Origin of the sequence: Pseudomonas sp. NFPP25 (assembly GCF_900116505.1) — a bacterium.
GTDB lineage: Bacteria > Pseudomonadota > Gammaproteobacteria > Pseudomonadales > Pseudomonadaceae > Aquipseudomonas > Aquipseudomonas protegens.
The window spans coordinates 1,030,687-1,057,397 of the sequence record NZ_FPBG01000001.1 but is presented as its reverse complement, the minus strand read 5'-3'; the positions used below and the strand labels follow the sequence as shown (position 1 = coordinate 1,057,397).

Sequence of the window (26,711 nt, the reverse complement as noted above, 5' to 3'; positions counted from 1 at the left end):
TAGGATGATGATCGAAATCTAAACTGTCAACGGTTTTGATTATGATCGACATCTATGTATGATTGGGCCGATGATTTCCCAATGAACATGAGGTATTGCACGTGAGAGTGAGCAAGGCCCAGGCGCAGGCCAATCGAGAGCACATCGTTGAAACGGCCTCAGAGTTGTTCCGTGAGCGCGGCTTCGACGGTGTGGGTGTGTCGGATCTCATGGCGGCGGCCGGTTTCACCCACGGCGGCTTCTACAAGCATTTCGGCTCGAAGGCCGACCTCATGGCCGAGGCCTCGGCCTGCAGCCTTGCCAAGTCGCTGGCAGGCGTGCAGGCGCTGGATGTGCCTGGCTTCATCGACGTCTATGTGACCAGGGAACATCGCGACGGACGTGGCAGCGGTTGCACCATGGCCGCGTTGTGTGGCGATGCGGCGCGCCAATCGGATGAGGTGAAAGCGACGTTTGCCGAAGGGGTCGAGCACACCCTGCAAACCCTGGGGGACAAATACCCGACCCGTCCTGACGCGCTGGCGGGCGAGGGTAGAAAGAAAATGATCGACCTGCTGTCCCGTGCGGTGGGTGCGATCATGTTGTCGCGTGCCTGCCCGGATGATTCCGCGCTGGCGGATGAGATTCTTGAGGTGTGCCGCGCTGAGATGTTTGCGTCGTTGCCGGTTGATAAAGGCAAGCCGGCATAAAGGGGGGCATGCCAGGGTTGTGCGCTTGCGGTCGTTGAGCGCACGTCGGCGTCAATTATGAATTGAAACGTGTCTCGGATCTGCCTGGGCGCACACCAGTGTCAAATTCTTCCTTCACCTTGACTGACGATTCGGCATTTCCAAGATCAGCCTCAATGGGGCCAATGCAACCCCAACAGTCACCGCCACAATCGACCGAAAGCGGATCGTCTTTGAGGCCCAGTTTTCGACCACATATACCGCACATGTCTGACATGCCTAGATCCTTGCTCAGCCAACCTCAATCGTCTTTTCTCCGAGCGTCATTCCACGTAGCGCAGCCACAAATGGGTGCGACCGCGAACAGCCTCGACAACCGTTGAAACCACGGCTTGCCGGTCCTCCTCGGGGGTGTTGTAGAGCGCACAAAAATCGCTCGCCACCGCGCTGGCGACGCAAAGGTCAGCAGGCGCTGCACGCAGGAAACCGAGGTAAGACGCGCCAACCCCTATCAATTCATAACCGTGGGCCTGGGCGAAATGGCGGGCCACCGCAAAGTTTTGCGCGGGGCCCAGGTCGCAACTGAAGTAGCCGTTGGGAAAAGCGGCGAGCGCCTGACAGGACTGCTCGACGGGCACCAGGAGTGCCGAGAGGGGCTGGTCGAGCAGTGATACAGGGTTTTGCTGATAGTCCACCCATTCGCGCAGGGCTGGCTCATCAAGGGTCAGACCGTGGGCGCAAGCGTCTTCGAACGAGCTGCCTGCCACCAGGTCAGTGAAGTTGCGCAAGCAGATCGCGAACTCGGCCTTGGTGGTGGGGTAGCCCAGGTATTCACCCTGTTCGAAGCACTCTGCAGGTAGCAGGGCGATCTCCTGCTCCGAGGCATCGTCCAGCCCCAGGTTGTTGCGGGCATGCCCGGAGGTGTAGCGGGCCTGTGGCAGATCATCCAGCGAGAGAAGGGGCTGGAAACCCGGGTGGTCGCCAGCGATCTTGCGGTAGGCGTCGATCAGCTCATCCAGGCTGGAAATGGCGCTCAGGCTGTATTCATCGCAGGTGCCAGCGGCGGGGTTGCCAGGCATTGCGTTACCGCGAAATTGGATATCCATCGAATGGCTACCGGCTCCATGTGGGTGTTCAGGCGAATGAGCAACGCTCGGTCGAACGTACGTGAGCCTGCTGGTGCTCTCGCTGTTCGTGCCAGGCCTGTGAGTTCATTCCAGGCCCGGGGCCTAGCTTAAAGAGAGCACATCCTGCCTGGGCATGAAGAAGCGTGCAAAGAGTTCGGACTGTGACTTGATGTTCAACTTGGCGTAGATGTTGCGGCGGTGCACTTTGATCGTCTCTGTGGAGAGGGAGAGCTTTCCTGCGATTTCCTTGTTGGAAAAGCCACTGAGCAGCAGCCTGAGCACATCACTTTCCCGCGTGGTTATCTGGGTACCAAACTGGGTGATCGTCTCCGGCCATTGCGGCGGTTCGCTGAGGCTTTTTTCCACATCGACTTCGAAGCACATGCGTTGATGCATGAGTGCCGTTACCCACGGCTTGATGATGTCCAGCATGGTGATGTGTTCCTGGCTGAAATGGGCGTTGCTGCCAATGGAAATGCACAGTGTTCTGTCAGCATCGAGCTGGATGTTGTATTGCACTTCATCTACGCAAATATATTGTGCAAAGTACTTGTGGTAGTACTCGGTTTCAACAAAGTACTCCGGCGCTATATCCAGTAGATGAAAGAAGCCGCTCTGCGGGTTTTCCCGGTTGGCGATATAGAAGGGGTCCAGCAAATACAGGCCTTTTACATAGAGGTGAATGAACGCATCCACTTCTTCTGCATCTGCCACCTCGGGCAGGCTGACAACTTGCACTTGTTGATTGCTGAAGATCAAAACCACCCAGTTATCAATCTGCACATATTCATTGAGTGTGCGGATAAGTGAGCTCCAGAACTCTGGGCGATTCAACTGCAGAATCAGTTTTCCAATCGAACGGTGCCAGGCCAGGCTATGAAGATCGAGTGGCATTTTCTACCCCTTTAGGGTTAGGGAATGGTCGGCCGGAGCTAAGTAATCGTAGGTATTTACTATTGGCTGATGCCCGGTATATTCGCTGGCACAGGTTTACGACCGCCATGAGGGCACGTCGTCTGGACAAGGATGTTGCATGAGAAAGTCACGTTTGCGAACCATTTTTTCGGCTGCGTTTCTCTATGCCGGAATAAGCACAACGGCGGGTGCCGCAGAGCCTGCCATGTACCTCTACAACTGGTTCGGGCTGCTCGCACCAGAGACTCCAAAGGAGTTCGAACAGGCCACCGGCACCCGTATCCACATGGATGCCTTCGACAGCGCCGATATCATGCAGAGCAAGGTCATGGCCGGGCGCACGGGGTATGACGTGGTGGTGGCGACCTCCAATGTACTGCCCAGCCTGATCCAGGCCGGAGTCCTGCAGCCACTTGATTCAGGTCAACTAAGTAACCTGTCCCATGTCGATCCCGCCATCCTGGCGCAACTGGCGGTCAATGACCCGGGCAATCGCTACGCCGTGCCCTACTTGTGGGGCACCACCGGCATTGGTTATGACGTGGATAAAGTCAAGGCAGCCCTGGGTGACAATGCCCCGGTCAACAGTTGGGACCTGATCTTCAAGGAAGAGAACATCAGCAAGCTGCAGTCTTGTGGTGTGGCCATGCTCGACTCTCCCAGCGAGATCATCTCGATTGCCTTGAATTACCTCGGGCTGCCCAGCAATAGCAAGAACCCGGATGATTACCAGAAGGCGCAAGCGCTGCTGTTGAAGATTCGCCCCTATATCCTTTATTTCGACTCCTCCAGAATCGACACCGACTTGGCGGGCGGCAACATCTGTGTGGTTGTGGGCTGGGCCAATGGCGCCCTGGCTGCGCAGGCTGCCAATGAAAGCGCCAATACCGGGCGCAGGATCAACTACAGCCTTCCTCGTGAAGGTGCGCTGGTCTGGTCGGAAAACCTGGTGCTGTTGAAAGATGCCCCTCACCCCAAGGAAGGGCTGGCCTTCATCAACTATATGTTGCGCCCGGAAGTGATTGCCAAGACCTCGAATCACACGCTTTATCCTAATGGCAATAAAGATGCCACCGAGTTTGTCGAGCAGAAGTTGCGCGATAACCCCTGGATTTATCCAGACAAGCAAACCATCGCCACATTGGTTCCACTTGAGCCGCTGCCTTTGAAACTGGAAAGAATCCGTACTCGGGTCTGGACCAAGGTGAAGAGCAGTATCTGATCTGAGTTGACTCTTCGCTTGCTGTTTCATGCACATCGTTATTGTGTGTGAGCGCATTGTTCAAACACTCGGAGACATGTACGCGTCTTGTGCAAGATGAACTTTTGCGCAAGGCGCTGCACGACCGTGCCCATTCAACAGGTTATGCAATAAGAGAACAGTGGATGTTCAGCCCAGCCAATGCACCCCGGTTCAGCCTGACAATCGACGGTTTTGCGCACGACTTCAAGGTGCGCGCGTTCACCGGAGAAGAGGCGATCAGCAAGCCTTATTTCTTCAATGTGGAGTGTGTGAGCGAGCGACCGGATCTGGATCTGCAATGCCTCTTCGATGTGCCGGCTTTTCTGGCATTCGACACTTGGGGCAATGGCATTCATGGGCGCATCTATCACATTGCGCGAGGCCCGGACGCTCAAGGCTTGACGCACTACAACCTGGCCCTGGTGCCGCACCTGTCCTACTTGCGTCACCGTATCAACAAGAGGATCTATCAGCAGTTCTCGGTGCCCGCTATCGTCGCCCTGGTCCTGGAGGAGCATGGGATTCTGGGAGATGCCTACCGCTTTGAGCTCGGGGCGAGCTACCCCGAGCGTGACTGCTGCACCCAGTACGATGAAACCGATCTGCATTTTATTCAGCGCCTGTGCGAGGAAGAGGGAATTCACTTCCACTTCCAGCACAGCGCTCAAGGCCACGTGCTGGTTTTTGGCGATCAGCAGGCAGTATTCCCCGCGATCGGGCCGACCACGGCTTTTACCCCCGGGCACGATGGGCTCACCACCCTGTTACCGATCGGTCACGGCACGCCGACAAGCCTGCGTGCCAGGGAATCGCGCCAGGTTGAAGGGCAAGGTACGCAGAGCGGGCTGCTCAGTGGTCATGTCCTGGAAACCTCAGGCCAGGGCAGCGACCTCTGGCTACTGACTCAGGTCATTCATGAGGGCAAGCAACCACAGGTTGCGGATGAGAGCGTCGCCAATGGCCACACTGACAACCAGGATCAACTGCGCCAGGGTTATCGCAACCGTTTCACCGCGCTTGCGTTGGACCTTTGCTATCGCCCGCCTTTGGCTCATGAGAAGCCTCTGGCGCCAGGCACCCAGACGGCGCTGGTCATCGCCCTGGAAGACCAGGCGAACTCACGTGGTCAGCGCTTCGAAAGGGTCAAGGTCAAGTTTCCCTGGGACCGCGAAGGTCGGTTCGACGACAAGAGCAGTTGTTGGCTGGCCGGTACTGCCAATTGGCGTTGTGAAGTGACGCCGCTGCGACCCGGTGTGGAGGTCAAAGTCGCATTTCTTGAAAACGACCCCGATCAACCGCTGATCAGCGGTTGCCTGTGTTGCGGCTGATACGCCATTGCCCTGAACGCGCATCAAGCCGCCAGGGAGAAGGTCCGGACCGCGCTCGATAGTGAATCGTCGGTTGCCATCAGTGGCCTGATCCCAGGCCTCGGTCCTGACGCCAGGGCTTTCTCATGAGTGTCTGGCCGCGTAGGTCTGGCCCGTCAGCAGGATGACGCCTTCTTTTGAGCAGACGCCGGTGATGCTGTTGATCACGACTTCAAGGCCGCTGGAATGCGGGAACAGCGAAAACAGCAACTCGAAATACAGGTAGTCCTGGACCAGGCGCGCCGCCAGATCGGGATGGTCCTTCAACAGCGTCCTGAAGCTTGGGTAGCCCAGCTCTGCAAGTTCCTGGATGTCGACAAAACCCTGGTCGATATCGTCGGTTTTGCATTCGGCGGCAAAGGTGTCCGCGCAGTCAAGAAAGCGTTGCGGCAGATCGCCGTGGTGGATGCGCAGTTCATAGGGCGTTACCGGGATCGTCAGTGCCTCGCCAAAGCCCAGGCTGCGATAGCCGACGGTTCGTGGGTCGATGATTTGGCCGGCTGAGGTGAACTTCATGATGGGCTTCCGGGGGGCTCGGGGGGTGAAGGACTGTCGCTATCTTCGAGCGTGCGCGTTTGGGATCTAACGGTTGCGACGTAGTAAAGGATATAGCCCGAATACACCAGCGAGCCGGCTGCCACTTCTTGGTCGAAGCACTGCTTTAGTTCATCCTCATCCGTAAAACCGTATTCCACGAGCCTGTTCTCGGCAAAACCGGCCAGCCTCGATAGGGTTACGCCGTCGATTTCGCCCTGCTCGCCAAAGTCAAAGCTCACCGTTGCCGTTGGCAGGTGAACGGCGCAGCCATAGCCGTGCTTGAAGTAGCGAATACCGCCAGCCAGTTCTCCTTGATCCGGGATATCGGTTCCCACCCAATCGGCGTTGCTGGCAGGGAGGGGAATGGCGGATTGTTGCATCAGTTCGACAGCCGTGCGGATGCTGGCTTGGTAGTCGGAAACAAGATGGGCGAGGTGCGGGTTCATGGGAATTGGCATCGTGGGCAAGGGGGCAGAAGATTTCAGAGATTGCGGCGCGATACAAGCGGCGAGTGTGCTGGATGCGCGCCAGTGCGTTGATATCGGTATATTCGCCCGGACAAATTTCGGAGCCGAAAACATGGGGTTTTCCACCACTGTCTGGGAATGGTACGGGCAGGATGAGTACAAGCGGGTGTTGGCGGTGGGCGAGGCGCAGTTGCGCCCCTTTCTGGAGGAACTGATGGTGGATTGTGGACGTGCGGTGCGTGGCGTGAAGTCTTGACCCAAGTATTGGCCAGAGGCTGTTAACGAATGCGGCAACCTGTGATGGAGTGGACAGAAACGGATGTTTGACGAGCTGATATTTACCGGTGAAACGCCTGCAAAAGAGGATGCCTATGCCGGTGGTGGGGCCTGCCTGCCCACGGAGCTGGCTTGGCCCTGTTCGCCTGATGGAGTGCCGCTGACACACCTGATGGCCTTTCCTGGACATTGGTTTTCAGAGGCCCTGATCGACAGGAGTTATTGGGTTTCGGTTTTTGTACCGTACTTGCCGGGCGAGGTCGGCCACTATCGAAAGTTGCGTGCCGTCCAGGGGCGCTCGCAAGCGGTTGTCATGGGCTATGTTCGAGCCGGTTCCGAGCGGAATGAGGCTGTTCAGCCGATTTCAGATCGCGGGGCGGTACGGCTGGGGGTGAACTGTGAGGTGGACGATGACGAGAACCTGGCCTCGAAGCTGGATGGCGTGGACGCTTGGCTGCAGGCGCCTGTTTTAGCGGGGACAGGGCGCAGAAGGGTATCCATTTATGGGGGCGATCTGGATAGAGCGCTGCCTGAGCACAAAGGCGTGCTTTCGGATGGCATGGGGTATCTGTTTCTGGATGAGGATTTTTCAGAGCGGATAGGCGCGGGGATTGGTCGGTTCTTTTTGCAGTTGGGGTAGGGGAGATGGCGTTAGCGTACGGAACTCAGAACGGCAGGATGGAAACACGCTATCCCTTGGTCGGAGCTTTACCCAAGTGTCTGCGGCTCTTGGACGCTACCCGTTTGGATTCACCTGCGTCGGCACCTTTCACTGGGAGTAAGTTCCGGGAGATGTTGCTAGTGCGGTAATAAGCTGAAGTCTGTTTAGCCTTCGTCCGAACGGTTTCGAGTGGCGCCGCCTTTCCCGAGGCTGCCGATACGAATGCCCTAGGCTCCATCGAAAATCGCTCTGCCAGCGCGTATGCCATCTTGTGACTGATGGGGCGATCTCCACTGAGTACCTTGGACACCGCTGTTTTATCGCCAATTTCAGGGAGGTCAGAGCCCGTGAGCCCGAGCGTTTCCATCAGATCCTTGATCAACTGCACGGGGGTGCAGGTCGCCTCAAATGCAGCGTTCGATTCGCGAAACTGCTCGGAGTGGCGCTGGTAGGCCAGGATTTCATCCTCAAGTTCGACAAGAATTTTCTCTTCGATCTTGCTCAGCTCGCGCCCGTCAGTGAGTTCATCAAGCAGGTTGGTCGCACGCTCATAGTCGGCGGGGGTCTTGATGCCGTGCACAAACTCACCACGCAGGCGCTCCAGTACCGCGTGTAGTTCGCCAAGCGTTGCGATCACGGTTTGAAGTTCGTTTCGGGCTTCGCTCATCGTTTTACCCCTTGGTTGCTTGCATACCAGGCGTTGGCAAGGTCGTAGTCGGCATGTGTGTAGATGTGTTTGACGTAAAACTTCTGTCGGGTGTAGTTGACGCCGCCGATCACCCTGAGATTGTTGCCGCCTACGTCGATCACGACCCAGTTCGCTGCGGCTCTCGGTTTGAACAAGTCGATCCCCTGCGTACCGAAAAGCTTTTGCAGGTCTGCGAATCCTTTTGGGCGTGCCATCCTCAAAATCCGCAGGCAACGATCAAGCCCGGCCTTGTCGTTCGGATACAAAATCGCAGCATCGGTAAAACGTGATGGCGTGAGAATGTCCATAGGCTTCCCTGTCTTCGAGCCAATGCTACTCTGGTTGTGTTTTTTCACAACTGCGGTTTGTCGACAGCTTGAGACTTAATGGTTCCACCTTGCGAGGGGGCCATCCGGGCTATTCCTCCAGCAAGTTGCGACCGTCGCGCAGAGTAATTTCAGCGACCTGGGTGATGTGCTGCCGGTTGGTGTCGTCAGCATTTTTTCGGTGCGCGAGATGCGCTCGAAACGCGGGTTGGCGAACCGAGAGAGACTATGGGCATTGGGTCCCGGAGGGGACAAGTCAGACGCGTCTGTAAGTTTTGTAGGATTGCATTATGGGGCTTGGCGGTTTGAGAACGGGTGAGTAAATAAATGAAATTCAATGACGGTGACAGGGTAAAAGTTAAGCCCCACGTGTGGTGGCCGAATGGCGGGGTTGGAGTGGTTTCGTTACCCCCAGAATATGTAAAGGAAGCCTTGGGTGGTGAAGTGGAGTTATCTAGCACTCAACGAACTATGGCTGGAAAAGACAGGATTATTACCAGTGTATGGATTGATTTTGACGAGCCGGCAATGGATTGCAGTGATGACGGCCCTTATATCGGCGGAGAGGTTCTCTTGGAGTACCTGGAACATATATAGGGTGGAATTTAAAAAGTAAGACGGTCTGGCAGATTGCACTTCGCTTGTTTTTGTCCGCGAAAATGCTCGTGGTCACTTGCGGACGTTCCTCGGCCACCAGGGCCAACGCCGTGGCCCACCTGACGGCGCAACGATGGTTCCGCTGGCTTGCCCCATGGGTGGCTTGCAACTGCTGTTTTCGTCAAAGGCATAGGACGGATGTGCTAGATAGTTCTTTGCTACATGTTCAGGGTGCGAAGCTATTGCCTTCAAAAATAACGGCAAAGGAGCGCCCCCATGATCGCTTTTACAAGGCAGCTTTTGCCTGCCGCATTACTGTGTAGTGCCCTCGCTGCCCAGGCGAGCGAAGTGCTGAAGGGCGACTTCTGGGTCGTTCACTACCAGGGTGCCTTGGGCAAGAATCAGGTGTTCATCGCAGACGGCGACCCCACTCACATCATCAATCGTCCAGGTGGCGCGAAATCATTGGGTGTCTATCAACTTTACGAAGAGCCCGATAAACCCAACTTCACCTCTTACAATGTCGAAATCGATTGTGCGAAGAACCGCGTGCGCATCATGGATGCGGCGGATTTCCACAGCGTGTTCAATGAATTTCGCAATGCGAAGTATTCCAGCCAGTGGCAGAGCAAACCTGACGCCTGGCTGGCACAAAGCCGTGACTTTGTCTGTAAGCCGACTGAACGCCAAGCCAAGAAGATGGAGCACTTGGGTGTGATGCCCGCGTCGCAAATGAGCCAGGCAGGTCCGCATTTCTTCGAGATATTGAACCGCGAGGCGGCCAAGGCGGCCATCATGCAGAAGATAGATGAAGGGTTCGCGCAGATGTCTGCCAAGTAACGCGGCCTTCAGGGAGAAGACCTTATGAACCGATTGTTTATGTTGGCCCTGCTCGCCACCTTGCTCAGTGGCTGTGCATCATTGTCGGCCAGCAGTGCCTGGAAAGATCGCCCGGTAGGCGAACTGATCGACTTCTTCGGCGTGCCAAGGCAGATCATGGTGGCGCCGAAGGAAGATATGGTCGTGCTCAGATATGTACGTGACAGTAGCTATGCTTCACGTGAAGCAGCGGGTACTTACACGGGGCCGCAGAACGGGCAACTTGTGCACGCAGAATACTGGGAAGACGTGCAGCACTCAGGCAGTTGCGAAATCAATGTGTTCGTCAACAGAGCGCGATTGGTGGAGAAGGTGCGAACTAAAGGGCGTTGTGTAGCGGTCCAGATGACGCCGGCAGGGTAGGAATGGGCCACTGGCGAGGGCAGATTCCGCGAACATGTGCATCAAGACAGTGGTCGTCGACCTGCGCTACGGGCGTGTGCATGGCCCACTTTGGGGTTCGAAGAGATCGGCAACCCTGTACCAGGTCTCATCCGAGAACTCGTAAGGCTTTGCAATTGCAGAACTCCTTCTTGTAGAGGAGTAGGGGCTCTACAAAAACTGAGCCAACGAGGGGCCATGATTGGAGTTCCGGGTTTTCGTACAGAGTCTCCCAAAGCTGCCTTTCACGGAGGGCAGGAACCGGCCAAAAGCAGCCGTCTAATGAAGATAGCTTTCCACCCGAAGCGGAATATCACTTAGGGCTTACTGAGTTTTTTGCCAAAATAATCTATGACCTCATTGGCCTGCGTACCCTGGCGGAAACGTTTCTGCCCTTCGAAGTCAGTCGAAGGCAGCATGTGGATTATCTGATGATCCGCATAGAGGGACATAACATCATGAGGATTCAACCCTCCGGCGCGTTGTCCCGTAAGCGTGTTAGTCGCCTCAATGGCAGCACCAATCATTACGTCCGCCAGCTGTACTGCAGGACTGCTCCTTGAGTCGACTTGCGTCACTGACTGGAGCTTGAGTGGAAAGGTGAGGCTCGCGATCTCCGATTGGCGAAATGTGACCTCGTCCTTGTGATTAATAAAGCGCAGCAGCAAGTCATGGTAAGTGAGCAGGTTCTTGGACTGATCATGTTCAACCAAGTAGGGACCATCAGCTATGACTTCCATCCGGCTTATCAGCGATTGCAACACCACAAAAGCGGCGTCAGTGGTGACACCTGATGTGGCGATCGCTTGAAGGCATTCCGGCGCGGCATACTTCGCCAAAGGCCCCAACGCCTCTGGTAGTTCCTGCCAGCGCGTGGCGCGAGCAGCTGCTACGAGGTCAGCTAGTGCTGCTGGGCTTTTTTCCTTTACGGCGCGTTGGAAAAAAAAGAGCAACTGCTCAAAGGCTGCCTCTCCTAGAAGAGTGGGGCCCGCCACATAAAGCAGCGACCCGAGCGCATAGTTCTGACCATCCTTATAAAAGTCGCATCCGCGCTCGTAGTAGTACGGCTCAACCGCGTAATCCAGAAACATCAGTAGCAGCAGAAATCGCTTGTCACAAACGTACGTAACACACTTGTGATGGGTCAGGACATCGCGCATTAACGCCAGAAGCCGTGGGTGATTGGCTGACCGGCGTGACAGAGCCCGGTACTTGAGCTCTTCCGCTTGTAACTTAGGAAAGTGCTCTTGGATCAAGCGTCGGGCCTGATCGTCATCAATGGCAATGGCCGCGGCCCCTTGAAACCTCTGCTCAAGATTTAGCAGGTCAAATCCGGTATAGCCGCTTTCGTCGACTCTGAAGCATTCCATATGCAACTCCCGGAGGTCGTCGACAGCACTGGAAGAGCCTAGCTCTTCATTCTTAAGTGCCGCAGGGTCACTGATGGCTGAGGACAGTTATCGCGGATTGACCGCGTCAGCGACCGCTTGCGTAACTGCCGCCTGGGCGGCTCCAGCGATAGCAACAGGCATTGAGCCAAGCCGAAGCTGATTCATCCTTTCAAGGGTCTCCACAATGGTGCGGACGAGGTTCGGATCGTAGTCATCTCTGTCAGCCTCCTCGTGGACTCCTTTGTTTAAATACGTCCATACGTTCGATTGAACCGGAACACCTATGACGTCACCAAGCCCTTGAACGAGGACTGGCTTGTCCTGATGCACAAATGTTCTGGCGTCTTCGAGCCGTTTTTTCAAAGCCTCGCAGAGATTTCTCAGATTTGGATCCGCCCCTCGGCCAGCTAACGGCAGGGTTATTACACCGAGATCGTTCTTGCCTAGCCACTTCCAAATCTTGTCCGTGAGCATCTCCAGGGCCTGCCTAGAAGCACCCAAAGCATTGCGCCAATCACCAATGTCCAAGGCGGCACGGGCCTGCTCCAGGTAGTTGAAGGTGATCTCGTTACCTTTTACTTGCGGTCGGTGATCCCCGATGTGAGGCATGAAGTAGTAGGCCGTCCATTGGCCTTTCTCGACATGATTCTGCAGATCCTTGATGAATTCGCTGCTGTGGCACGTGACGATAATTTGAGTTGCTGCGAAGCGATAGCTCTGGAAAATCGCCTCTCTGATGCCTTCACGGTGCTCGGTGTCAATCGCGTTGATCGCATCATCAAAGATGATCGTCGGCGCCTGAATATGCAGTGCCTTTGCAAGAAGGATTGCCACACCCAGGCAACGAACATGCCCCTCGCTGAGGACGTGCAACGCATCTACCCTGGTCTCTGGAGCTGCGCGAAACGCCAGTCCGATGCGCTCGTCTTCGTTGGTCGGCAGATAAAGTGCCGCTAGTTTGTCGCCCTCATGATCGCGTCTATTGAATTCGTTGTAGATCTCCAGAGCGACAGTGTTAAGCCCCGCTATGAGCGCACCGGGAAGCTCTGATCTGAACTGCCTGAGTAGCCTCAAGAATTCGTCGTAGGCCGCTTTAATGCGTAGACCGAGTGCTAGATGCGCTGCCTCTTGCTGCACTGCATCGATGAGTGCTGCGTTTGCTTGGTCAAAGTTGGCAATTGTCTGTCTAGCTATGCCAACTAGTCGGGCCACCTCAGCGCGGCGTGTTTGAAAACCAGCTACAGCTTGCGCTGCCTGAACGAGTCGAGTGCGCTCATGTGCCAGTGCCGCGCGATCTGCCAGTGCCTGGTTTGTCTGAGCATCAATCCTTTCGCACTCGGTTGCTAAGTCGACGATTCGTTGCGCCATCGAAGGCGTATCGCCTTGTTTTACATAGCTCGCTTTCCACCAGGCAGTACTGTGGTCAGCACCAGGTGACGCGAGATATCGCAACCTGTCATCTACATGATCAGGGTGGGCACTAACTCGCTGACCGAAGGCAGTTAAAAGCCCCTCCAAACCTCGGGAAGTACGTTCCCATTCGCCTCGCACTGTGTTTTTTTCAGCCTGCAAGTTGGCGAGCTCTTGAAGCTGAGCCAGACCGTTACGTGCCTGCACGTATGGGTCACGTACAACGTGATGGTCACCATTGATTGGCGTCCCACAAGCGGGGCAGTTATCGGGCGACAAGGCTTGTAGGCCAAGAACCGCGTTGTACAGATTTTGGAAGGAGGTCTCACCAGTCTTTGCAGTGAGCCTTTTGTCCACATCCTCAAGCCGCTCCTGCTCACGATCAGCAGCCTGATATGCCATAGCTAACGCGTTGTTGCTGACGCCATAAACACCTGGTGTTGGCCCATCCAGTTGCGCATTGAGGTAATGCAGACGACCTGGAGCTGCATCGTTGCCAATGAGTTCAAGAAGCTGCTGGTACGAAAGGCCGGCAGCATAAGCTCCGGCATAGGCAGCTTCCTCTTGCGCGATTGCCTGAACTGCTTGGAGCTCGCCATTTATTGTCGCTTGATCGCGCTGCAGCGCTGCACGCTGTGTTTCCAACTCTTGCTGTTTGATCGCAACTAGGTCGAGCTGCTGGTCCATCGACTCGTTGAAGTTAGTGACGAAGTCATGGAACTGCTCCATACCAAACAGGGCCGCTATCAGATCCTTCTTTTCGCCTGCGCTCTTAGCAGCAATTCGCGAAAAGTTATCTATGCGGTTTTTCTCAACGAAGCAGAATCGATAGGCTTCTGAGTCCGCTTGCACTGTCGACACCTGACCGTCCGCGCCTCGCGCAGCGAGGACGGGGGCTTCATACCTATTTTCGTGAAGGTTCGCGAAATAGCGCTGAGGAGGGATTCGCTTAGCCGACGCCTCATCTACGGCCCCCAACAGTGCCAGCTCTAACGCTTCGCAGAGGCTCGTTTTGCCGCTGCCATTGGGGCCGTAGAACATGGTAATTCGTTGAGGAAAAATGAACGTCTCAGCCACTCGGAAGCCACGAAAAGGGCCCACGGTTAGACGATCCAATGCGCTCCACGCCCACTGGCCAACAGTAACCGCCCCAGCAACTGCGGGAGGCGTGAAATCTGTCTTGAGCAGAGACTCTCTAGCCTTAGCAGCCAATACCACCGATCGGCGGCTCAGAGCGCGCGAGTTCGCGGCTACAGTGTCGAAATTTTGGTCGACCAGATTTGCAAACCGTCGAGTGTCTTCGGTAGCACCGCGTTCTGGAACATGAAGCCAAGCTAGGAATTGCTGGTAGTCATGCCGAGCCGAACTCATATCGTTTACTCCTGTAAACGTACCGTGGTCAACATCCAATCGTTGCGATAATTCCGACCCCATCTTCTGATGCCGAAATCGAATTGGTAACAGCGTTGAATTCAATAACCCCAAGCGAATTCAGGGGCTAAGTGCGCGATGTCGAGATAGCACTATCGAACTCAAAGCCCCCGCAGGCTGGCTTCGGTGATAGCAACATTGAATTGATCCGCAGAGGCGCCATGCATGATCACGATCCGAATGCTTCGCTGCCAAAACTGTTTGCCTATGAGGTTGACGAGAACTGCGAGGAAACCTGAGCCGAAGGCATGACCTACTAGACCGCTTTCCCAGCGCCCATACCATTCTCTGGCACAAGCCCGGTGTGCATGTTCTTAGCATAGAATGAAATCCAAGCTACATCAGAGTTATAGCGGCATGTCGTGAAGCGCTGCTTCTGGCCGATTGCAGCCACTTTTAAAAGACTTTTCCCCCCTAAAAAGTCCAAGACCCCATTTGAAACGCTCCGCGCTACCAAGCAGCGCGGAGCGCCCAGGCGTCAGGCTTGAAGGCGCCAGCCCAGCACTCCCAACATGTCGCAACTGTCACGCAGCAGAATCGCCGCTGCGTTGGAGATATGTTGCAGATCGGTGTCGTCAGCACTCTTGAACTCTGCGCGGGAGAGGCTTTCCAGCAGTTGAGTCACGGCCAGTAAACGTGCGGCACCGTTGGCGTGCAGCACGTCCAATGGTGCGGTCTTGTCTATAAACAGGCAGGGGATCAGGCAGTCGATGCCGGTGATGGGGATGTATTGCTCAGTCATGGGTAAGGCTCCGTATTAACCAATATTGAACAGGCGGTCCTTTGAGGCCGTTCTCTTTAGCCGTGTTCAGAGGGTTGTCGTCAGCGGGGTTGCTGGGCGATGAGCGCTGTGAACGTGGTTGCTTGTTGGTTAATTCCAGGTCGCCAAACCTGATCACCGGTTGGGTGAGTGAGGAACCATAGTCTCTGTGGATTGGGGTGGATAGTCAGGCGATTCTGCAAGTTTTGTAGGATTGCGGAGGGGACTTGGCGGCCTGAGAGCCGGCCAGTCTTTCTGGGTTGTTGGGGGTACATATCCATTCCTGCGGGTGCGGCCGCTGGCGGTTTCGCTCTTACAGCGAGTCACTTTTACCAAACGCCGTAAAAGTAACCAAAAGGGCTTGCCCCTCCATGGGCCCCTCGCTAGGGCTCGGGGTGCCCTCTCTCCGGCATTGCTCCGGGGGCCGCCGCCAACCGGCCATCCATGGCCGGGTGGCGGCTAGCTCGGCATCCTTGCCGAGCTGCCCCCTACGCAACGCCTGCGTTCGGCCGGCTGGGAAGGGGCTTGAAGATCAAGATCAAAAGCCAGAGCCAAAGCCAGAGCCACGGCAAACGGCGCGCCCGTCCGGGCGGCGCATTTTTAAGCCTTCTCCAGCACAACAATTCCCTCTCGTAGGAGCCGGCTTGCCGGCGAAGAGGGCGGTCTGGTCGTGCGCGGAATAACGACAGCCCAGCGCTGCACTGGTGGCTGTCTTCGCCGGCAAGCCGGCTCCTACAACGTTCGCGCGTTGCTCTCGTGAATGAAGCTTTTATGACAAAAGTTCGGTAGCACATGGCCACGCGCGTCTTGGGTATGTAACGCGCTTGAGGGGGCCGCCAGGCCACTTTTTTAAGCCGAGGCGGGACGCCGGGAGTGAGGCTATGGGGACTATGGAACGCTACTCGAAAGTGGGCATGCAGGAGCTGGATCAACGGCTGTCGAAGATTGTCGAGGCCGCGCGCAAGAAGCCGGTGTCGGTCTATCGCTACGGGGCGCCGTGGGTCTGGATCGTGTCCCAGGATGATTGGCAGGGCGCCTTGAAGGAGGTGGCCAGCTATATCCCGCCGGGGCATTCGCTGGTGCTGCTGCGCCCGCAGATCGATGAGTTGCTGGATCAGCACCGCGATCTGCTCCAGGGCCTCAATGCCGAGCCCGGCATGCTGATCGCGCCGCGTACGGTGATGCACATTCTGTTGCTGCAGTTGCTGTATTCGGTGCCCAGCGAGCAGCAGCTGTATGAACAGCTCAGTTACAACCTGTTGTTCCGTTGGTTCGTCGGTCTCGATCTGAACCAGAAGGTCTGGAGCTTCAGTGTCCTCAGTCGCGATATCGCCACGCTGTTGAACAACCCGCGGGCGGTGCAGTTGATCCAGAAAATCATCGGTGAAGTGTTCTGCGGTGCCTTGCTGCAAATGCCCGAGTTCTCGTTGAACTTCGCGCTGTTGCACACCTGGCTGGCTCGCCACGAAAACACCTCGATCACCAGCAATTGAATCGGCCAAACGCTGTGCAGACGGCGACGGCAATGCGCGCGTGCGCGCCAATTTTCAGACTTCTAGGGGGCGGTGTGGAGCATCTGGGCAAATCAGGGCGACCCGGCAGTGGCGGGCGCTGGTGGCCGTTGTGCGGTTGGTTGGCACTGGCGGCGCTGGTGCCGGCGGTGCAGGCCGAGGAGGGCGAGCCGGCCCCGGTCGAAGCCTCGGCGGCGGCGCGGTTGGTGGACGTCAATGAGTACTTCGTGCGTGGCAATACGGTGCTCGATGCCCGGGCCATCGAGGAGGCGGTGTATCCCTTCCTTGGCCCGCAGAAGGCCCTGGCCGATATCGAAGGCGCCCGGGATGCGCTGCAGAAGGTCTATCAGGAGCGCGGCTACCAGTCGGTGTTCGTCGAGCTGCCGGAGCAGAAGGTCGAGGACGGTATCGTTTATCTGCAGGTCAGTGAAACCAAGGTCGGTCGGGTGCGGGTGGTGGGGGCCAAGCATTATTCGCCGGTGGAGATCCGCGACCAGGTGCCGGCGCTGAAAGAAGGCGAGGTACCGGACTTTGCCACGGTGCAAAGCCAGCTGGCCGGGCTCAATCGCGGCGCCGGGCGCCAGGTCATGCCGCTGGTGCGTGAAGGCCAGCGCCCGGGGACCATGGACGTGGACCTGCAAGTGGAAGACCAGAATCCCTGGCACGCCAGTGTCGGCCTGAACAACGACTACAGCGCCGACACCGAGAAGCTGCGCACTGTGGTCAACGTCGGCTACGACAACCTCTGGCAGTTGGGCCACAGCATTTCCCTGACCTATTTCACCGCGCCCCAGGACACCGACAACGCCAAGGTCTGGTCCGGTTCCTACACCGCGCCGCTGAGCGATCGCTGGGCCTTGCAGTTCTCCGGCTACCAGTCCGACAGCAACATCGCCACCATCGGCGGCAGCAACGTGCTGGGCAAGGGCCATTCCTACGGGGTTTCGGCGATCTACACCTTGCCCGCCGCGGGCAACTGGGCCAACTCGCTGTCGGTGGGTGTGGATTTCAAGGACTTCGACGAAGAGATGCGCTTTGGCCGCAGCAGCGACCAGATTCCGTTGAAGTACGCCCCGGTGACCTTTGGCTACAACGGCTATCGCTACAGCGAGAAAGCCCAGCTGGGCCTGGGCCTGAACCTGATCGTCGGCACCCGGCGCTTCTTCGGCTACGGCAGTGACGCCGAGGAGTTTCACTACAAGCGCGACGAGGCCAGCGCCAGTTTCTCGGTGCTCAAGGGCGACCTGAGTTTCACCTACACCTTCGCCAACGATTGGCAGTCGGCGTCCAAGACCGCCTTCCAGCTGGCCTCGGGGCCCCTGGTGTCCAACGAGCAGTATTCCGCCGGCGGCGCCACCTCGGTGCGCGGCTACCTGGCCGCCGAGCGCACCGGGGACGAGGGCTACCTGTTTTCCCAGGAGCTGCGCACGCCGTCTTTGGCCAAGTTCCTCGGCAGCTACGTGCAGGAGTGGCGCTTCTACGCCTTTGCCGAAGGCGCGCACCTGTCCCTGCACGACCCGCTGCCCGAGCAGGAGGACGAATACAGCCTGGCCAGTGTCGGCCTGGGCACCCGCGCCAGTTTGAGCAAGTGGCTGTCCGGCAGCCTGGACTGGGGCTACCCGCTCAAAGACGGCCCCAACACCCAGAAATACGACCCGCGCCTGCACTTCAGCGTGCAAGCGACGTTCTGACTTTTTACGGAGACCCTTCACATGCAACGCTTATTCCTGAGCCTGTTGATCTGCCTGGGCTTCGTGCTCCCGGCCACGGCCCATGCCTGGTGGCAGGACGACTGGCATTACCGCAAGCAGATCAGCGTGGACACCACCCCGCAAGGCGCGGCCATCAACGAGGCCCTGGGCCGCACCGCGCTGCTGGTGCGCCTGCACACCGGCAACTTCACTTTCGACGGGGTCAAGGAAGACGGCGCCGACCTGCGCTTTGTCGCCGCCGATGACAAGACCGTGCTCAACCACCAGATCGAAAGCTTCGACCCGCTGATGGGCATGGCGCTGATCTGGGTCGATGTGCCCAAGGTCGAGGGCGGCCAGCGCCAGGACATCTGGATGTACTACGGCAACCAGAAGGCCCCGAGCACGGCCAATGGCCAACTGACCTTCGACCCCAGCTACACCGCGATCTACCACTTCGACGGCAGCAACGGCACCCCGGCCAAAGACACCACCGCCTACGGCAACACCGCGCAGAACGCCACCGGCGCGGCGATCGACGGGGTGATCGGCCGGGCCCTGCAGTTCAGCGGCCAGCCGCTGTTGCTGCCGGCCAGCCCGTCGCTGCAGCACAACGCCGGCGGCGCCTTCACCTTCAGCGCCTGGGTACGCCTGGACCAGGCCAGCGGCGAACAATTGCTGCTGGCTCGCCGCGAAGGTGCCGGCAGCCTGCTGATCGGCATCAACCAGGGCATGCCCTTTGTTGAAGTGGACGGCCAGCGCGCTGCCTCCACCCAGCCGCTGAACCCGGGGCAGTGGCAGCACCTGGCCCTGAGCGGCGAGGGCAGCCGACTGGCGCTGTATGTCAATGGCCGCGAAACCGCGAGTCTGGCCCAAGCCATTCCAACCTTCAATTCGCCGTTGGCCATCGGCGCCGACTTGCCAGCGGCCGCCGGGGCCGAGGCCAGTCACTTCCAGCCCTTCACCGGGGCCCTGGACGAGCTGCGCCTGTCCAAGGTGGCGCGTCCGGCGGCGCTGATCCTGGCCGATGCCAGCGCCCAGGGCGCGGAGTCGAAGCTGGTGGCCTATGGCGTCGATGAAGAACAGTCGGGCTTCGGTTTCGGCAGCCTGGGTTTCCTGCTCAAGGCGGTGCCGGTGGATGCCTGGGTGATCATCCTGGTGCTGGTGGGGATGATGATCCAGTCCTGGGTGATCATGCTGCGCAAGAACCGCATGGTCAGCCGGGTCAGCGCTGCCAATGCGCTGTTCCGCGAGCAGTTCGCCAAGGTCGGCACCCGCCTGGAGATGTTCGCCGACGATCAGGTCCTGGCCAGTCGCCTGGAGCACTCCTCGCTGTGGCGCCTGTACCTGGTGGCGGTGAAAGAGATCCGCACCCGCCGCGAGCAGGGCGCCGATACCTCGTCGGTGTCGGCGGCCACCATCGAGGCCATCCGCTGCTCCATGGATGGCGTGCGCACCCGGGAAAACCAGCAGCTGAGTTCCAAGCTCTCGACCCTGTCCAACGCCATTGCCGGCGGCCCCTACATCGGCCTGTTGGGCACGGTGCTGGGGATCATGGTGGTGTTCCTCGGCACCGCCATGGCCGGTGACGTCAACATCAACGCCATCGCCCCGGGCATGGCCGCGGCCCTGCTGGCCACCGCCATGGGCCTGTTCGTCGCGATCCCGGCGCTGTTTGGCTACAACCGCCTGATCACCCGCAACAAGGAAGTCGGCGCCGACATGCGGGTGTTCGTCGACGAGTTCATCACCCGGCTGGCGGAGCTGCATGGCGAGAGCCAGCACAGCGAAAACGCCCACTGGCGGGTCAGCCACAGCAACGCGTCGGTTCCGGCCTGAGGAGAACTGCCATGGCTTCCGTGAATGCCTCCCATGACGACGAAGACGATGCCGCCGTCGACAGCATCAACATCACGCCCCTGGTGGACGTGCTGATGGTGGTGCTGGTGATGTTCATCCTCACCGCCACCGCCCAGGTCTCGGGCATCCAGATCCACTTGCCCAAGGCCAGTGCCTCGGTGTCGCTCTCCGAGGCCAAGACCAAGGCCATTTCGGTGAACGATGGCGGCCAGGTGTTCCTCGACGCCTACCCGGTGACCCTGGGCGAGCTGGAAGAGCGCCTGCGCATCGAGAAGGCGCAGAACCCGGACTTCCCGATCATCGTCCGTGGCGATGCCACGGTGCAGTACCAGAAGGTCATCGAAGTCCTCGACCTGCTGCGCCGCCTGGAGTTGTCCCAGGTCGGCCTGGTCACCGGCAAACCGAGCCAGGGCTGAGCCATGAGCGCACATCAACCGTTCGAGCTGCCGCCGGTACAGAACAAGCCGCGCGCCCTGCGCCTGCTCAAGTGGGGCGCGGGGCTGCTGCTGGGTGCCGTGGCGGCCTGGCTGCTGTGGCAGTGGGCCAATGACATGGCCGGGGTGCGCCGGGAAGCGCCGAAGGTGCCGACCATCATCCCGCTGCCGCCTCCGCCGCCTCCACCCCCACCGCCGCCGGAGAAACCCAAGGAGCCGGAGCCGGTGGAAGAAAAGATCCCGGAGCCCGAACCCACGCCCACCCCCGAGGAGGTCAAGCCGGAGGAGGAAGCACCGCCATCGCCGGCGGACGATCTGGCCAACCCGATGCAGATCGATGGCGACGCCCAGTCCGGCAACGACGGCTTCAACGTCGGTGCCGGCAAGGGCGGCGGCATGGCCGGCGCCGGTGGTGGCGGGCTGGGCACCGGGACCTACAAGCAGTACCTGGCGGCGACCTTCCAGCGCGCGCTGCGCGAAGACCCGGAGTTGCGCAAGAAAGCCTATGCCTTGCAGGTGGACCTGTGGCTGGGCGCCGATGGGCAGGTGACCCGCGCCGAGCTGGCCGGCTCCAGTGGCAACCCCGAGACCGACCAGCAAGTGCTGGCGGCACTGCGGGCCACGCCGCGCCTGAAAGAGCGCATGCCGGCCTCCCTGACTTTGCCGGTACGCCTGTCCCTCAAGGGCCGGCGACCGGAATGAGCGAACCCCTATTTGCAGTTTCTACAGGAGTTGTGTGCAGATGATTTCCACCGTGAATCGATTGACTCTGGCGCTCGGCATGGTCGCCCTGACCTTGGCCGGCCAGGCCACGGCCGCCGCGGCCGCGCCCTCGGAGAACGCCACGATCAACCTGATCCGTCTGTTGGTGCAGCAGGGGGTATTGAAGCAGGAGCAGGCCGACGGGCTGATCGCCCAGGCCGAGAAAGAAGCCCAGCAGGCCCGCGCGGCCACCGCCGTGGCGGCAACCGGCCCGGCTGCGGCGCCCGGTGATGTGCGGGTGCAATACGTGCCGGCCATCGTCCGCGACCAGATCCGCGATCAGGTCAAGGCCGAGGTCATGGCCACCGCCAAGCAGGAAAACTGGGCCCAGCCCAACACCTTCCCGGACTGGATCTCGCGCATCAGCTTCGACGGCGACATCCGCCTGCGCGACGAGTCGCGGTTCTTCGCCGACAACAACAGCAACGAGATCGTCGACTACGCCAAGCTCAACGACAGTGGGCCCTACGACGTCAACAAGGACACCAACAGCAAGCTGCCGCCGCTGCTCAATACCCGCGAGGACCGCGACAACCTGTTCCGCCTGCGGGCACGCCTGGGGATGAAGGCGGTGATCTCGCCGGAATGGACCGCCGGCATCCGCATCGGCACCGGCTCGGACAACAATCCGGTGTCCACCACCCAGACCCTGGGCGGCGGCTTTGGCAAGAAGGACATCTGGCTCGACCAGGGCTACCTGACCTGGAAGGCCACCCAGGACCTGACCCTGACCGGCGGGCGGATCGCCAACCCGTTCTATGCAACCGACATGCTGTACTCCAACGACCTCAATTTCGACGGCGTGGCGGCGATCTTCAACCACAAGCTGAGCAGCGACTGGGGCCTGTTCGGCACCCTCGGCGCTTTCCCGGTGGAGTACACCAACGACACCGCTACCAGCAACGGTTTCGACAAGAACGAGAGCGACACCAAGTGGCTGTTCGGCGGGCAGGTCGGCGCCAACTGGAAGATCAACCGCAGCAACAGCCTCAAGGGCGCCTTGGCCTACTATCGCTTCGATGACATCGAGGGCCAGCGCTCCAGCCCTTGCGCGCCCTGGGCCGGGGCCCCGGGCTGCGACACCGACGGCTCGCGCGTAGCCTTCATGCAGAAGGGCAACAGCGTGTTCCTGCTGCGCGACATCACCCCCAACCCGGCCACCCCGGGCCTGACCCCGCAGCCGCAGTTCGTCGGCCTGGCCTCGAAGTTCGACGTGCTCGACCTGAACCTGGCCTGGGACACCGAATTGCCGGACGACCTGCGCCTGCGCAGCCAGACCAACTTCATTCGCAACCTGGCCTACGACAAGGGCGAGATGCTCAAGCGCAGCGAGGGCGAGATCGTCAACAACATCAACAGCCAGGGCCAGTTCGAAAGCGGCGGCAATGCGCTGATGGTGCAGTTCACCCTGGGCAACGCCCTGGAAATGAAGAAGGCCGGGGACTGGAACCTGCTGGCTGGCTACAAGTACATCCAGCCCGACGCCTTGCCCGACGGCTTCAACGACTCCTCGTTCCACCTGGGGGGCACCAACGCCAAGGGCTATTTCCTGGGCGGCAACTACGGCATCGACAAGAACATCTATGCCACGGCCCGCTACATGAGCGCCTCGGAAGTCTACGGGCCGCGCTATGAGGTGGACGTGATGCAGCTTGAACTCAACACGCGCTTCTAAGCATCAGGAGGAAGGTTATGAACAGCCGAGCGAGGGCAGGGGTGGCGAGCCTGTTGCTGGTCTGGGGCGTGCTGGCCAGTGTCGGCGCCAGCGCCGAAGGCATGGAGGAGCGCCTGCGCACCCAGTTGCGCAGCACCACCCAGCAGTTGCAGGCCCTGCAAAGCGAACAGGCCCAGGCCGCGGCGGCGCGGGTCGCCGCCGAGAACGCGGCCAGGGAGGCCCAGGCCCAGGTCAAGCAACTGACGGCCGAGCTGGCCAAGACCCGCGGTGTGGCAGAGCAGTTGGCCGGCCAGCAGCAGAGCCTGCACAGCCAGGCCCAGGCCCAGGCGGCCGCCAGCAGCGAGCAACTGGGCAAGTTCAAGAAGGCCTATGAGGACCTGCTGGTGCTGGCCCGGGGCAAGGAAGCCGAACGGGCCAGGTTGCAGGCGCAATTGAGCGAGCGTGACACACAAGTGCAGCAATGTGCGGTCAAGAATCAGCAGATGTACGGCATCGCCAAGCAGATCCTGGCGGCCTACGAAAACATCGACGTGGCCGAGGTGGTGAAAATCCGCCAGCCCTTCGCCGGCAGCGCCCGGGTCAAGTTCGAGGAACTGGCCCAGGGCTTTGGCGACGAGCTTTACCAGACCCAGTTCGACGCCCCGCGGGCGGCGAGCACCCACTGATCACCAGGGAAGAGATGACCATGACCTTGATTAACAGCGTCACCACCGAAAGCCTCACCGACCTGCTGCAAGGCGCCGGCTACCGGGTCAACCAGACCGAACAGAACGGCATCGTGCAACTGCTCAGCGCCAGCCAGGGCATCGGCTACGCCGTGCGCTTCGGTAACCCGGGCAGCGAAGCCGGGCACTACGTGGACTTCACCTACAGCTGCGCGCTGCGGGTGCAGGGCGAATTGCCGGCCGGGCTGGCGGAGCTGTGGAACGCCTCGCGGCGCTTTGCCCGGCTGTCGCTGCAGGGCGAATTCCTGGTGATGGAGATGGACGTGGTGGTGGCCGGCGTCGGCGAGACCCACCTGCGCAGCCAGCTGGAGCTGTGGGATCGGTTGCTGCAGGAGTTCATCGTCTACCTGCGCGAATACAGCCAGCAGGCGGCCCAGTTGCAGGCGCAGGCCGAAGCGCCCCAGGCGGCGCAAAGCCAACCCCGGGAAGAGGCGGCCACCCTGTGAAAAAGCCCACCCTGGTGGTCGGTGCCGGGGCACTGACCTTGCTCGGCCTGGCGTTGGGCCTGGCCCTGCGCCCGGGCAATGACCCGGTGGCGGCGCAGCAGCCGGCCCCGACCCTGCTGCAACAACAAGTGGCGTCTACGCCCGCTGTGGCGCGCCTGGGCAATCAGCAGGTGGCGGCCGAGGAGCTCAAGCGCCTGTTCGCCAGCCTGCCCGAGGAATCCCGGGGGCAATTGCGCGGCAATCGCCCGGCGCTGGAAGCCTGGATTCGTTCACGGCTGGCGGAAAAGGCCGTGCTGGAGCAGGCCGATGCCCAGGGCTGGCGCCAGCGGCCGGAGGTGGAGCAGCAGACCCGCGCCGCCACCGAACAGATCGTGTTTCGCGACTATCTGCAGTCGGTCAGCCAGGTGCCGGCGGACTACCCCAGCCCGGCGGAGTTGCAGCAGGCCTATGACAGCGGCAAGTCGGCGTGGATGACACCGCCGTTGTACCGGGTCAGCCAGATCTTCCTCGGGGTCGCCGAGCCCCAGGCGGCCGAGCAGGTACGCCGCCAGGCGCAGGAGCTGAGCCGCAAGGCCCAAGCCGCGCCGGGGGAGTTTGCCGCCTTGGCGGCGCAGTACTCCCAGGACCGGGACAGCGCCCAGCGCGGTGGCGACTCCGGCCTGCAGCCCTTGCAGCAACTGCTGCCGGAGGTGCGCAGCGCGGTGGCCCGGCTCAAGGTGGGCGGGGTGTCCGAGGTGGTGCAGAGCGCGGCGGGTTTCCACGTGCTCAAGCTCACCGAACAGCAGCCGGCACGGACCGCCAGCCTGGACGAACTGCGTGATCGCCTGACCCAGGCCCTGCGCGCCCAGCGCCAGGAGCAGATCGCCAAGGCCTACCTGGAAGGCATGCTCAACACTGCGACCCTGAGCATCGATGGCGCGGTGTTGAACCAGGTACTGGAGGACAAGCTGTAGGAGCTGGCTTGCCAGCGAAGGCGATCTCACGGCCCCGCCGTTCGCCCGCCAAGGAAGCAACACTCAACAAGACAGGGAGTCATCAATGTCATTTCTCGAACCCGCTCCACTCCAGGGCTTTGCGCCATACACCGCGCCCCAGGAACCCCGGGAAGCCTGGCTGGCCCTGGCCGCCGGCATCGAACCTGCGGTGGCCCAGTATTTTCTGGTCAGCGCCCGTTGCGGCTGCTTCATGCAGGCGGCCCGCAGCCTGAATATCAAGGCCACGCTGCTGCGCAAGCAACTGGCGCAGTTGGAGGAGCACCTGCGTCGTTCGCTGTTCTGCTACCAGGGCAATGCCTTGAGCCTGAGCCGCGAAGGCCTGCAACTGCAGGCCCAGCTGATTGCCCTGGCCCACCAGCGGCGGCTGCCGGTGATCGAGCAACCCCTGATCCGCGTGGCCGTGGCGGAAACCATCCTCCACGACATCCTTGGCCGTGACCTGATCGCCTTGCTGCGGCGCAACGCCAGCGCCCGGCTGGAAATCATCTCCATCGACAGCGACCTGTCCCTGCAGGCCCTGAGCGCCGACCTGGTGCTGTGGCTGGCGGCCGAGGATTCACCCCTGCCGGGCCCCAGCTTCGCCACCCGCGAACCCATGCCCCTGGCGCGCATCGACTACCTGCCGCACATCGCCAAGCGCTACTCCCGGGTCGCGGCCCGCCCCGACAGCCTGGACGACCTGGCGGACTACATGCTGGTGCAGTGGCAGCACGACCGTCATATCGAGCCGTTCCGGCCCTGGAACAGCCTGGTGGAACAGCGCCTGGCCGGGGTGGTGCAGGTGCATTCCTATGAACTGATGCTGGAGATGATCCGCTGCAGCGCCTGCATTGGCCTGCTGCCGCAGTACATGAGCCGCTTCGACCGCGGCCTCACCGCCTTGCCGGGCCTGTTCGAGGAAAGCATGCAGCGCCGCGCCTGGCTGGCGGTCAATGCCCAGCTGGAGCATGAAGAGCAGGTACAGCAACTGGTGGAACTGATCCTCAACACCTTCAGCGAACGCCAGGACTGGTTTGTCTGAACGGACCCGCCCGCTCTTGCAGAGATTCACCCCACGCCCACGAGCGGGCACCCACCGCGACTCCATGCAGGAGCCGGCTTGCCGGCGAAAGGGCCCGCCAGCCCTGCGCCGGTTCCGGAAACGCCTTCGCTGGCAAGCCAGCTCCTACCAGGGGCACCCACCGCTATTCCATGCAGGAGCCGGCTTGCCGGCGAAGGGGCCCGCAAACCCTGCGCCGGTTCCGGAAACGCCTTCGCTGGCAAGCCAGCTCCTACCAGGGGCACCCACCGCTATTCCATGCAGGAGCCGGCTTGCCGGCGAAGGGGCCCGCAAACCTTGCGCCGGTTCCGGAAACGCCTTCGCTGGCAAGCCAGCTCCTACGGGGGTGCCTGCGAGGCGGTTCCTTGCCGGCGAACGAGCACCATTGCCCTCGTCATCCAGAGGCGCATGCCCGTACACTCGATGGCCACTTCGACTTCAAGGATGAC

At 60.0% G+C, this 26,711-nt stretch carries 27 protein-coding genes; 18 read left to right on the top strand and 9 right to left on the bottom strand.

Annotated features, from left to right (window positions below; genetic code table 11):
* Positions 1-101: 101 nt before the first annotated feature.
* Positions 102-689, top strand: a complete 588-nt coding sequence (locus tag BM382_RS04450) for a TetR/AcrR family transcriptional regulator (RefSeq protein WP_170866299.1) — start codon at positions 102-104, stop codon at positions 687-689.
* Between the two features lie 302 nt (positions 690-991).
* On the opposite strand, the gene BM382_RS04440 is transcribed toward BM382_RS04450, so the two are convergent.
* On the bottom strand, positions 992-1,774 hold the full coding sequence (locus BM382_RS04440; RefSeq protein WP_072442000.1) for a hypothetical protein: 783 nt from the start codon (positions 1,772-1,774) through the stop codon (positions 992-994).
* Positions 1,775-1,897: 123 nt separating this feature from the next.
* Positions 1,898-2,689: a response regulator transcription factor gene (locus BM382_RS04435; protein ID WP_011061102.1), complete on the bottom strand. Its 792-nt coding sequence runs from the start codon at positions 2,687-2,689 to the stop codon at positions 1,898-1,900.
* Positions 2,690-2,828: 139 nt separating this feature from the next.
* Between BM382_RS04435 and BM382_RS04430 the strand changes: the two genes are divergently transcribed.
* A complete protein-coding gene (locus tag BM382_RS04430; RefSeq protein ID WP_015635473.1) occupies positions 2,829-3,932 on the top strand; it encodes an extracellular solute-binding protein in 1,104 nt (367 codons plus the stop codon).
* A 164-nt stretch (positions 3,933-4,096) separates the two neighbouring features.
* Entirely contained in the window at positions 4,097-5,281 is a 1,185-nt protein-coding gene (locus BM382_RS04425; RefSeq protein ID WP_072441998.1) for a contractile injection system protein, VgrG/Pvc8 family, read from the top strand.
* A 123-nt stretch (positions 5,282-5,404) separates the two neighbouring features.
* Here BM382_RS04425 and BM382_RS04420 read toward each other — a convergent pair whose 3' ends face one another.
* Both BM382_RS04420 and BM382_RS04415 read right to left on the bottom strand, forming a co-directional pair.
* A complete protein-coding gene (locus BM382_RS04420; RefSeq protein WP_072441996.1) occupies positions 5,405-5,836 on the bottom strand; it encodes a hypothetical protein in 432 nt (143 codons plus the stop codon).
* Positions 5,833-6,303, bottom strand: coding sequence for a DUF6896 domain-containing protein (locus BM382_RS04415; protein WP_072441994.1), 471 nt, complete (start codon positions 6,301-6,303; stop codon positions 5,833-5,835). Before BM382_RS04415 ends, BM382_RS04420 begins: the two co-directional genes overlap by 4 nt.
* Between BM382_RS04415 and BM382_RS04410 the strand changes: the two genes are divergently transcribed.
* Both BM382_RS04410 and BM382_RS04405 read left to right on the top strand, forming a co-directional pair.
* Positions 6,302-6,580 carry a hypothetical protein gene (locus BM382_RS04410; RefSeq protein ID WP_072441992.1) on the top strand — a complete coding sequence of 93 codons (279 nt, stop codon included), beginning with the start codon at positions 6,302-6,304 and terminating at the stop codon, positions 6,578-6,580. The genes BM382_RS04415 and BM382_RS04410 overlap by 2 nt on opposite strands.
* Before the next feature lie 63 nt (positions 6,581-6,643).
* Positions 6,644-7,240 (top strand): hypothetical protein, encoded by a 597-nt coding sequence (locus BM382_RS04405; RefSeq protein WP_072441990.1) that lies wholly within the window; start codon positions 6,644-6,646, stop codon positions 7,238-7,240.
* Between the two features lie 49 nt (positions 7,241-7,289).
* On the opposite strand, the gene BM382_RS04400 is transcribed toward BM382_RS04405, so the two are convergent.
* Positions 7,290-7,928, bottom strand: a complete 639-nt coding sequence (locus BM382_RS04400) for a helix-turn-helix domain-containing protein (RefSeq protein ID WP_072441988.1) — start codon at positions 7,926-7,928, stop codon at positions 7,290-7,292.
* Positions 7,925-8,257 carry a type II toxin-antitoxin system HigB family toxin gene (locus tag BM382_RS04395; protein WP_019095970.1) on the bottom strand — a complete coding sequence of 111 codons (333 nt, stop codon included), beginning with the start codon at positions 8,255-8,257 and terminating at the stop codon, positions 7,925-7,927. The genes BM382_RS04400 and BM382_RS04395 overlap by 4 nt, the downstream gene beginning before the upstream one ends.
* Before the next feature lie 345 nt (positions 8,258-8,602).
* Between BM382_RS04395 and BM382_RS31495 the strand changes: the two genes are divergently transcribed.
* The 3 genes from BM382_RS31495 (at position 8,603) to BM382_RS04385 (ending at position 10,114) form a co-directional block, all read left to right on the top strand.
* Positions 8,603-8,872, top strand: coding sequence for a hypothetical protein (locus tag BM382_RS31495; protein WP_139187201.1), 270 nt, complete (start codon positions 8,603-8,605; stop codon positions 8,870-8,872).
* A 276-nt stretch (positions 8,873-9,148) separates the two neighbouring features.
* On the top strand, positions 9,149-9,712 hold the full coding sequence (locus BM382_RS04390) for a hypothetical protein (protein ID WP_072441986.1): 564 nt from the start codon (positions 9,149-9,151) through the stop codon (positions 9,710-9,712).
* Between the two features lie 24 nt (positions 9,713-9,736).
* A complete protein-coding gene (locus BM382_RS04385) occupies positions 9,737-10,114 on the top strand; it encodes a hypothetical protein (protein WP_072441984.1) in 378 nt (125 codons plus the stop codon).
* Between the two features lie 335 nt (positions 10,115-10,449).
* Here BM382_RS04385 and BM382_RS04380 read toward each other — a convergent pair whose 3' ends face one another.
* From BM382_RS04380 to BM382_RS04370, 3 genes are all read right to left on the bottom strand, one after another.
* Positions 10,450-11,502, bottom strand: a complete 1,053-nt coding sequence (locus BM382_RS04380) for a DUF3800 domain-containing protein (protein ID WP_072441982.1) — start codon at positions 11,500-11,502, stop codon at positions 10,450-10,452.
* Positions 11,503-11,589: 87 nt separating this feature from the next.
* Positions 11,590-14,304 carry an AAA family ATPase gene (locus tag BM382_RS04375; protein ID WP_072441981.1) on the bottom strand — a complete coding sequence of 905 codons (2,715 nt, stop codon included), beginning with the start codon at positions 14,302-14,304 and terminating at the stop codon, positions 11,590-11,592.
* A gap of 538 nt (positions 14,305-14,842) precedes the next feature.
* Positions 14,843-15,106 (bottom strand): short-chain dehydrogenase, encoded by a 264-nt coding sequence (locus BM382_RS04370; protein ID WP_072441979.1) that lies wholly within the window; start codon positions 15,104-15,106, stop codon positions 14,843-14,845.
* A 908-nt stretch (positions 15,107-16,014) separates the two neighbouring features.
* Between BM382_RS04370 and BM382_RS04365 the strand changes: the two genes are divergently transcribed.
* The 10 genes from BM382_RS04365 to BM382_RS04320 all read left to right on the top strand — a co-directional run bounded on the left by BM382_RS04365 (position 16,015) and on the right by BM382_RS04320 (position 26,244).
* Positions 16,015-16,617 carry a transposase gene (locus BM382_RS04365; protein WP_011061110.1) on the top strand — a complete coding sequence of 201 codons (603 nt, stop codon included), beginning with the start codon at positions 16,015-16,017 and terminating at the stop codon, positions 16,615-16,617.
* A gap of 32 nt (positions 16,618-16,649) precedes the next feature.
* On the top strand, positions 16,650-18,326 hold the full coding sequence (locus BM382_RS04360; RefSeq protein WP_170866298.1) for a ShlB/FhaC/HecB family hemolysin secretion/activation protein: 1,677 nt from the start codon (positions 16,650-16,652) through the stop codon (positions 18,324-18,326).
* A 21-nt stretch (positions 18,327-18,347) separates the two neighbouring features.
* A complete protein-coding gene (locus BM382_RS04355) occupies positions 18,348-20,165 on the top strand; it encodes a DUF2341 domain-containing protein (protein WP_072441975.1) in 1,818 nt (605 codons plus the stop codon).
* Between the two features lie 11 nt (positions 20,166-20,176).
* Positions 20,177-20,602 (top strand): ExbD/TolR family protein, encoded by a 426-nt coding sequence (locus tag BM382_RS04350; RefSeq protein WP_011061113.1) that lies wholly within the window; start codon positions 20,177-20,179, stop codon positions 20,600-20,602.
* Between the two features lie 3 nt (positions 20,603-20,605).
* Positions 20,606-21,322, top strand: a complete 717-nt coding sequence (locus BM382_RS04345) for an energy transducer TonB family protein (RefSeq protein ID WP_011061114.1) — start codon at positions 20,606-20,608, stop codon at positions 21,320-21,322.
* Positions 21,323-21,362: 40 nt separating this feature from the next.
* Entirely contained in the window at positions 21,363-23,057 is a 1,695-nt protein-coding gene (locus BM382_RS04340) for a putative porin (RefSeq protein ID WP_011061115.1), read from the top strand.
* 17 nt (positions 23,058-23,074) lie between these two features.
* Positions 23,075-23,722: a DNA repair protein gene (locus tag BM382_RS04335; RefSeq protein ID WP_072441974.1), complete on the top strand. Its 648-nt coding sequence runs from the start codon at positions 23,075-23,077 to the stop codon at positions 23,720-23,722.
* A gap of 20 nt (positions 23,723-23,742) precedes the next feature.
* On the top strand, positions 23,743-24,228 hold the full coding sequence (locus BM382_RS04330) for a YbjN domain-containing protein (protein WP_011061117.1): 486 nt from the start codon (positions 23,743-23,745) through the stop codon (positions 24,226-24,228).
* A complete protein-coding gene (locus BM382_RS04325) occupies positions 24,225-25,181 on the top strand; it encodes a peptidylprolyl isomerase (protein ID WP_011061118.1) in 957 nt (318 codons plus the stop codon). Before BM382_RS04330 ends, BM382_RS04325 begins: the two co-directional genes overlap by 4 nt.
* A gap of 85 nt (positions 25,182-25,266) precedes the next feature.
* On the top strand, positions 25,267-26,244 hold the full coding sequence (locus BM382_RS04320) for a LysR family transcriptional regulator (RefSeq protein WP_072441972.1): 978 nt from the start codon (positions 25,267-25,269) through the stop codon (positions 26,242-26,244).
* Positions 26,245-26,711 lie beyond the last annotated feature (467 nt).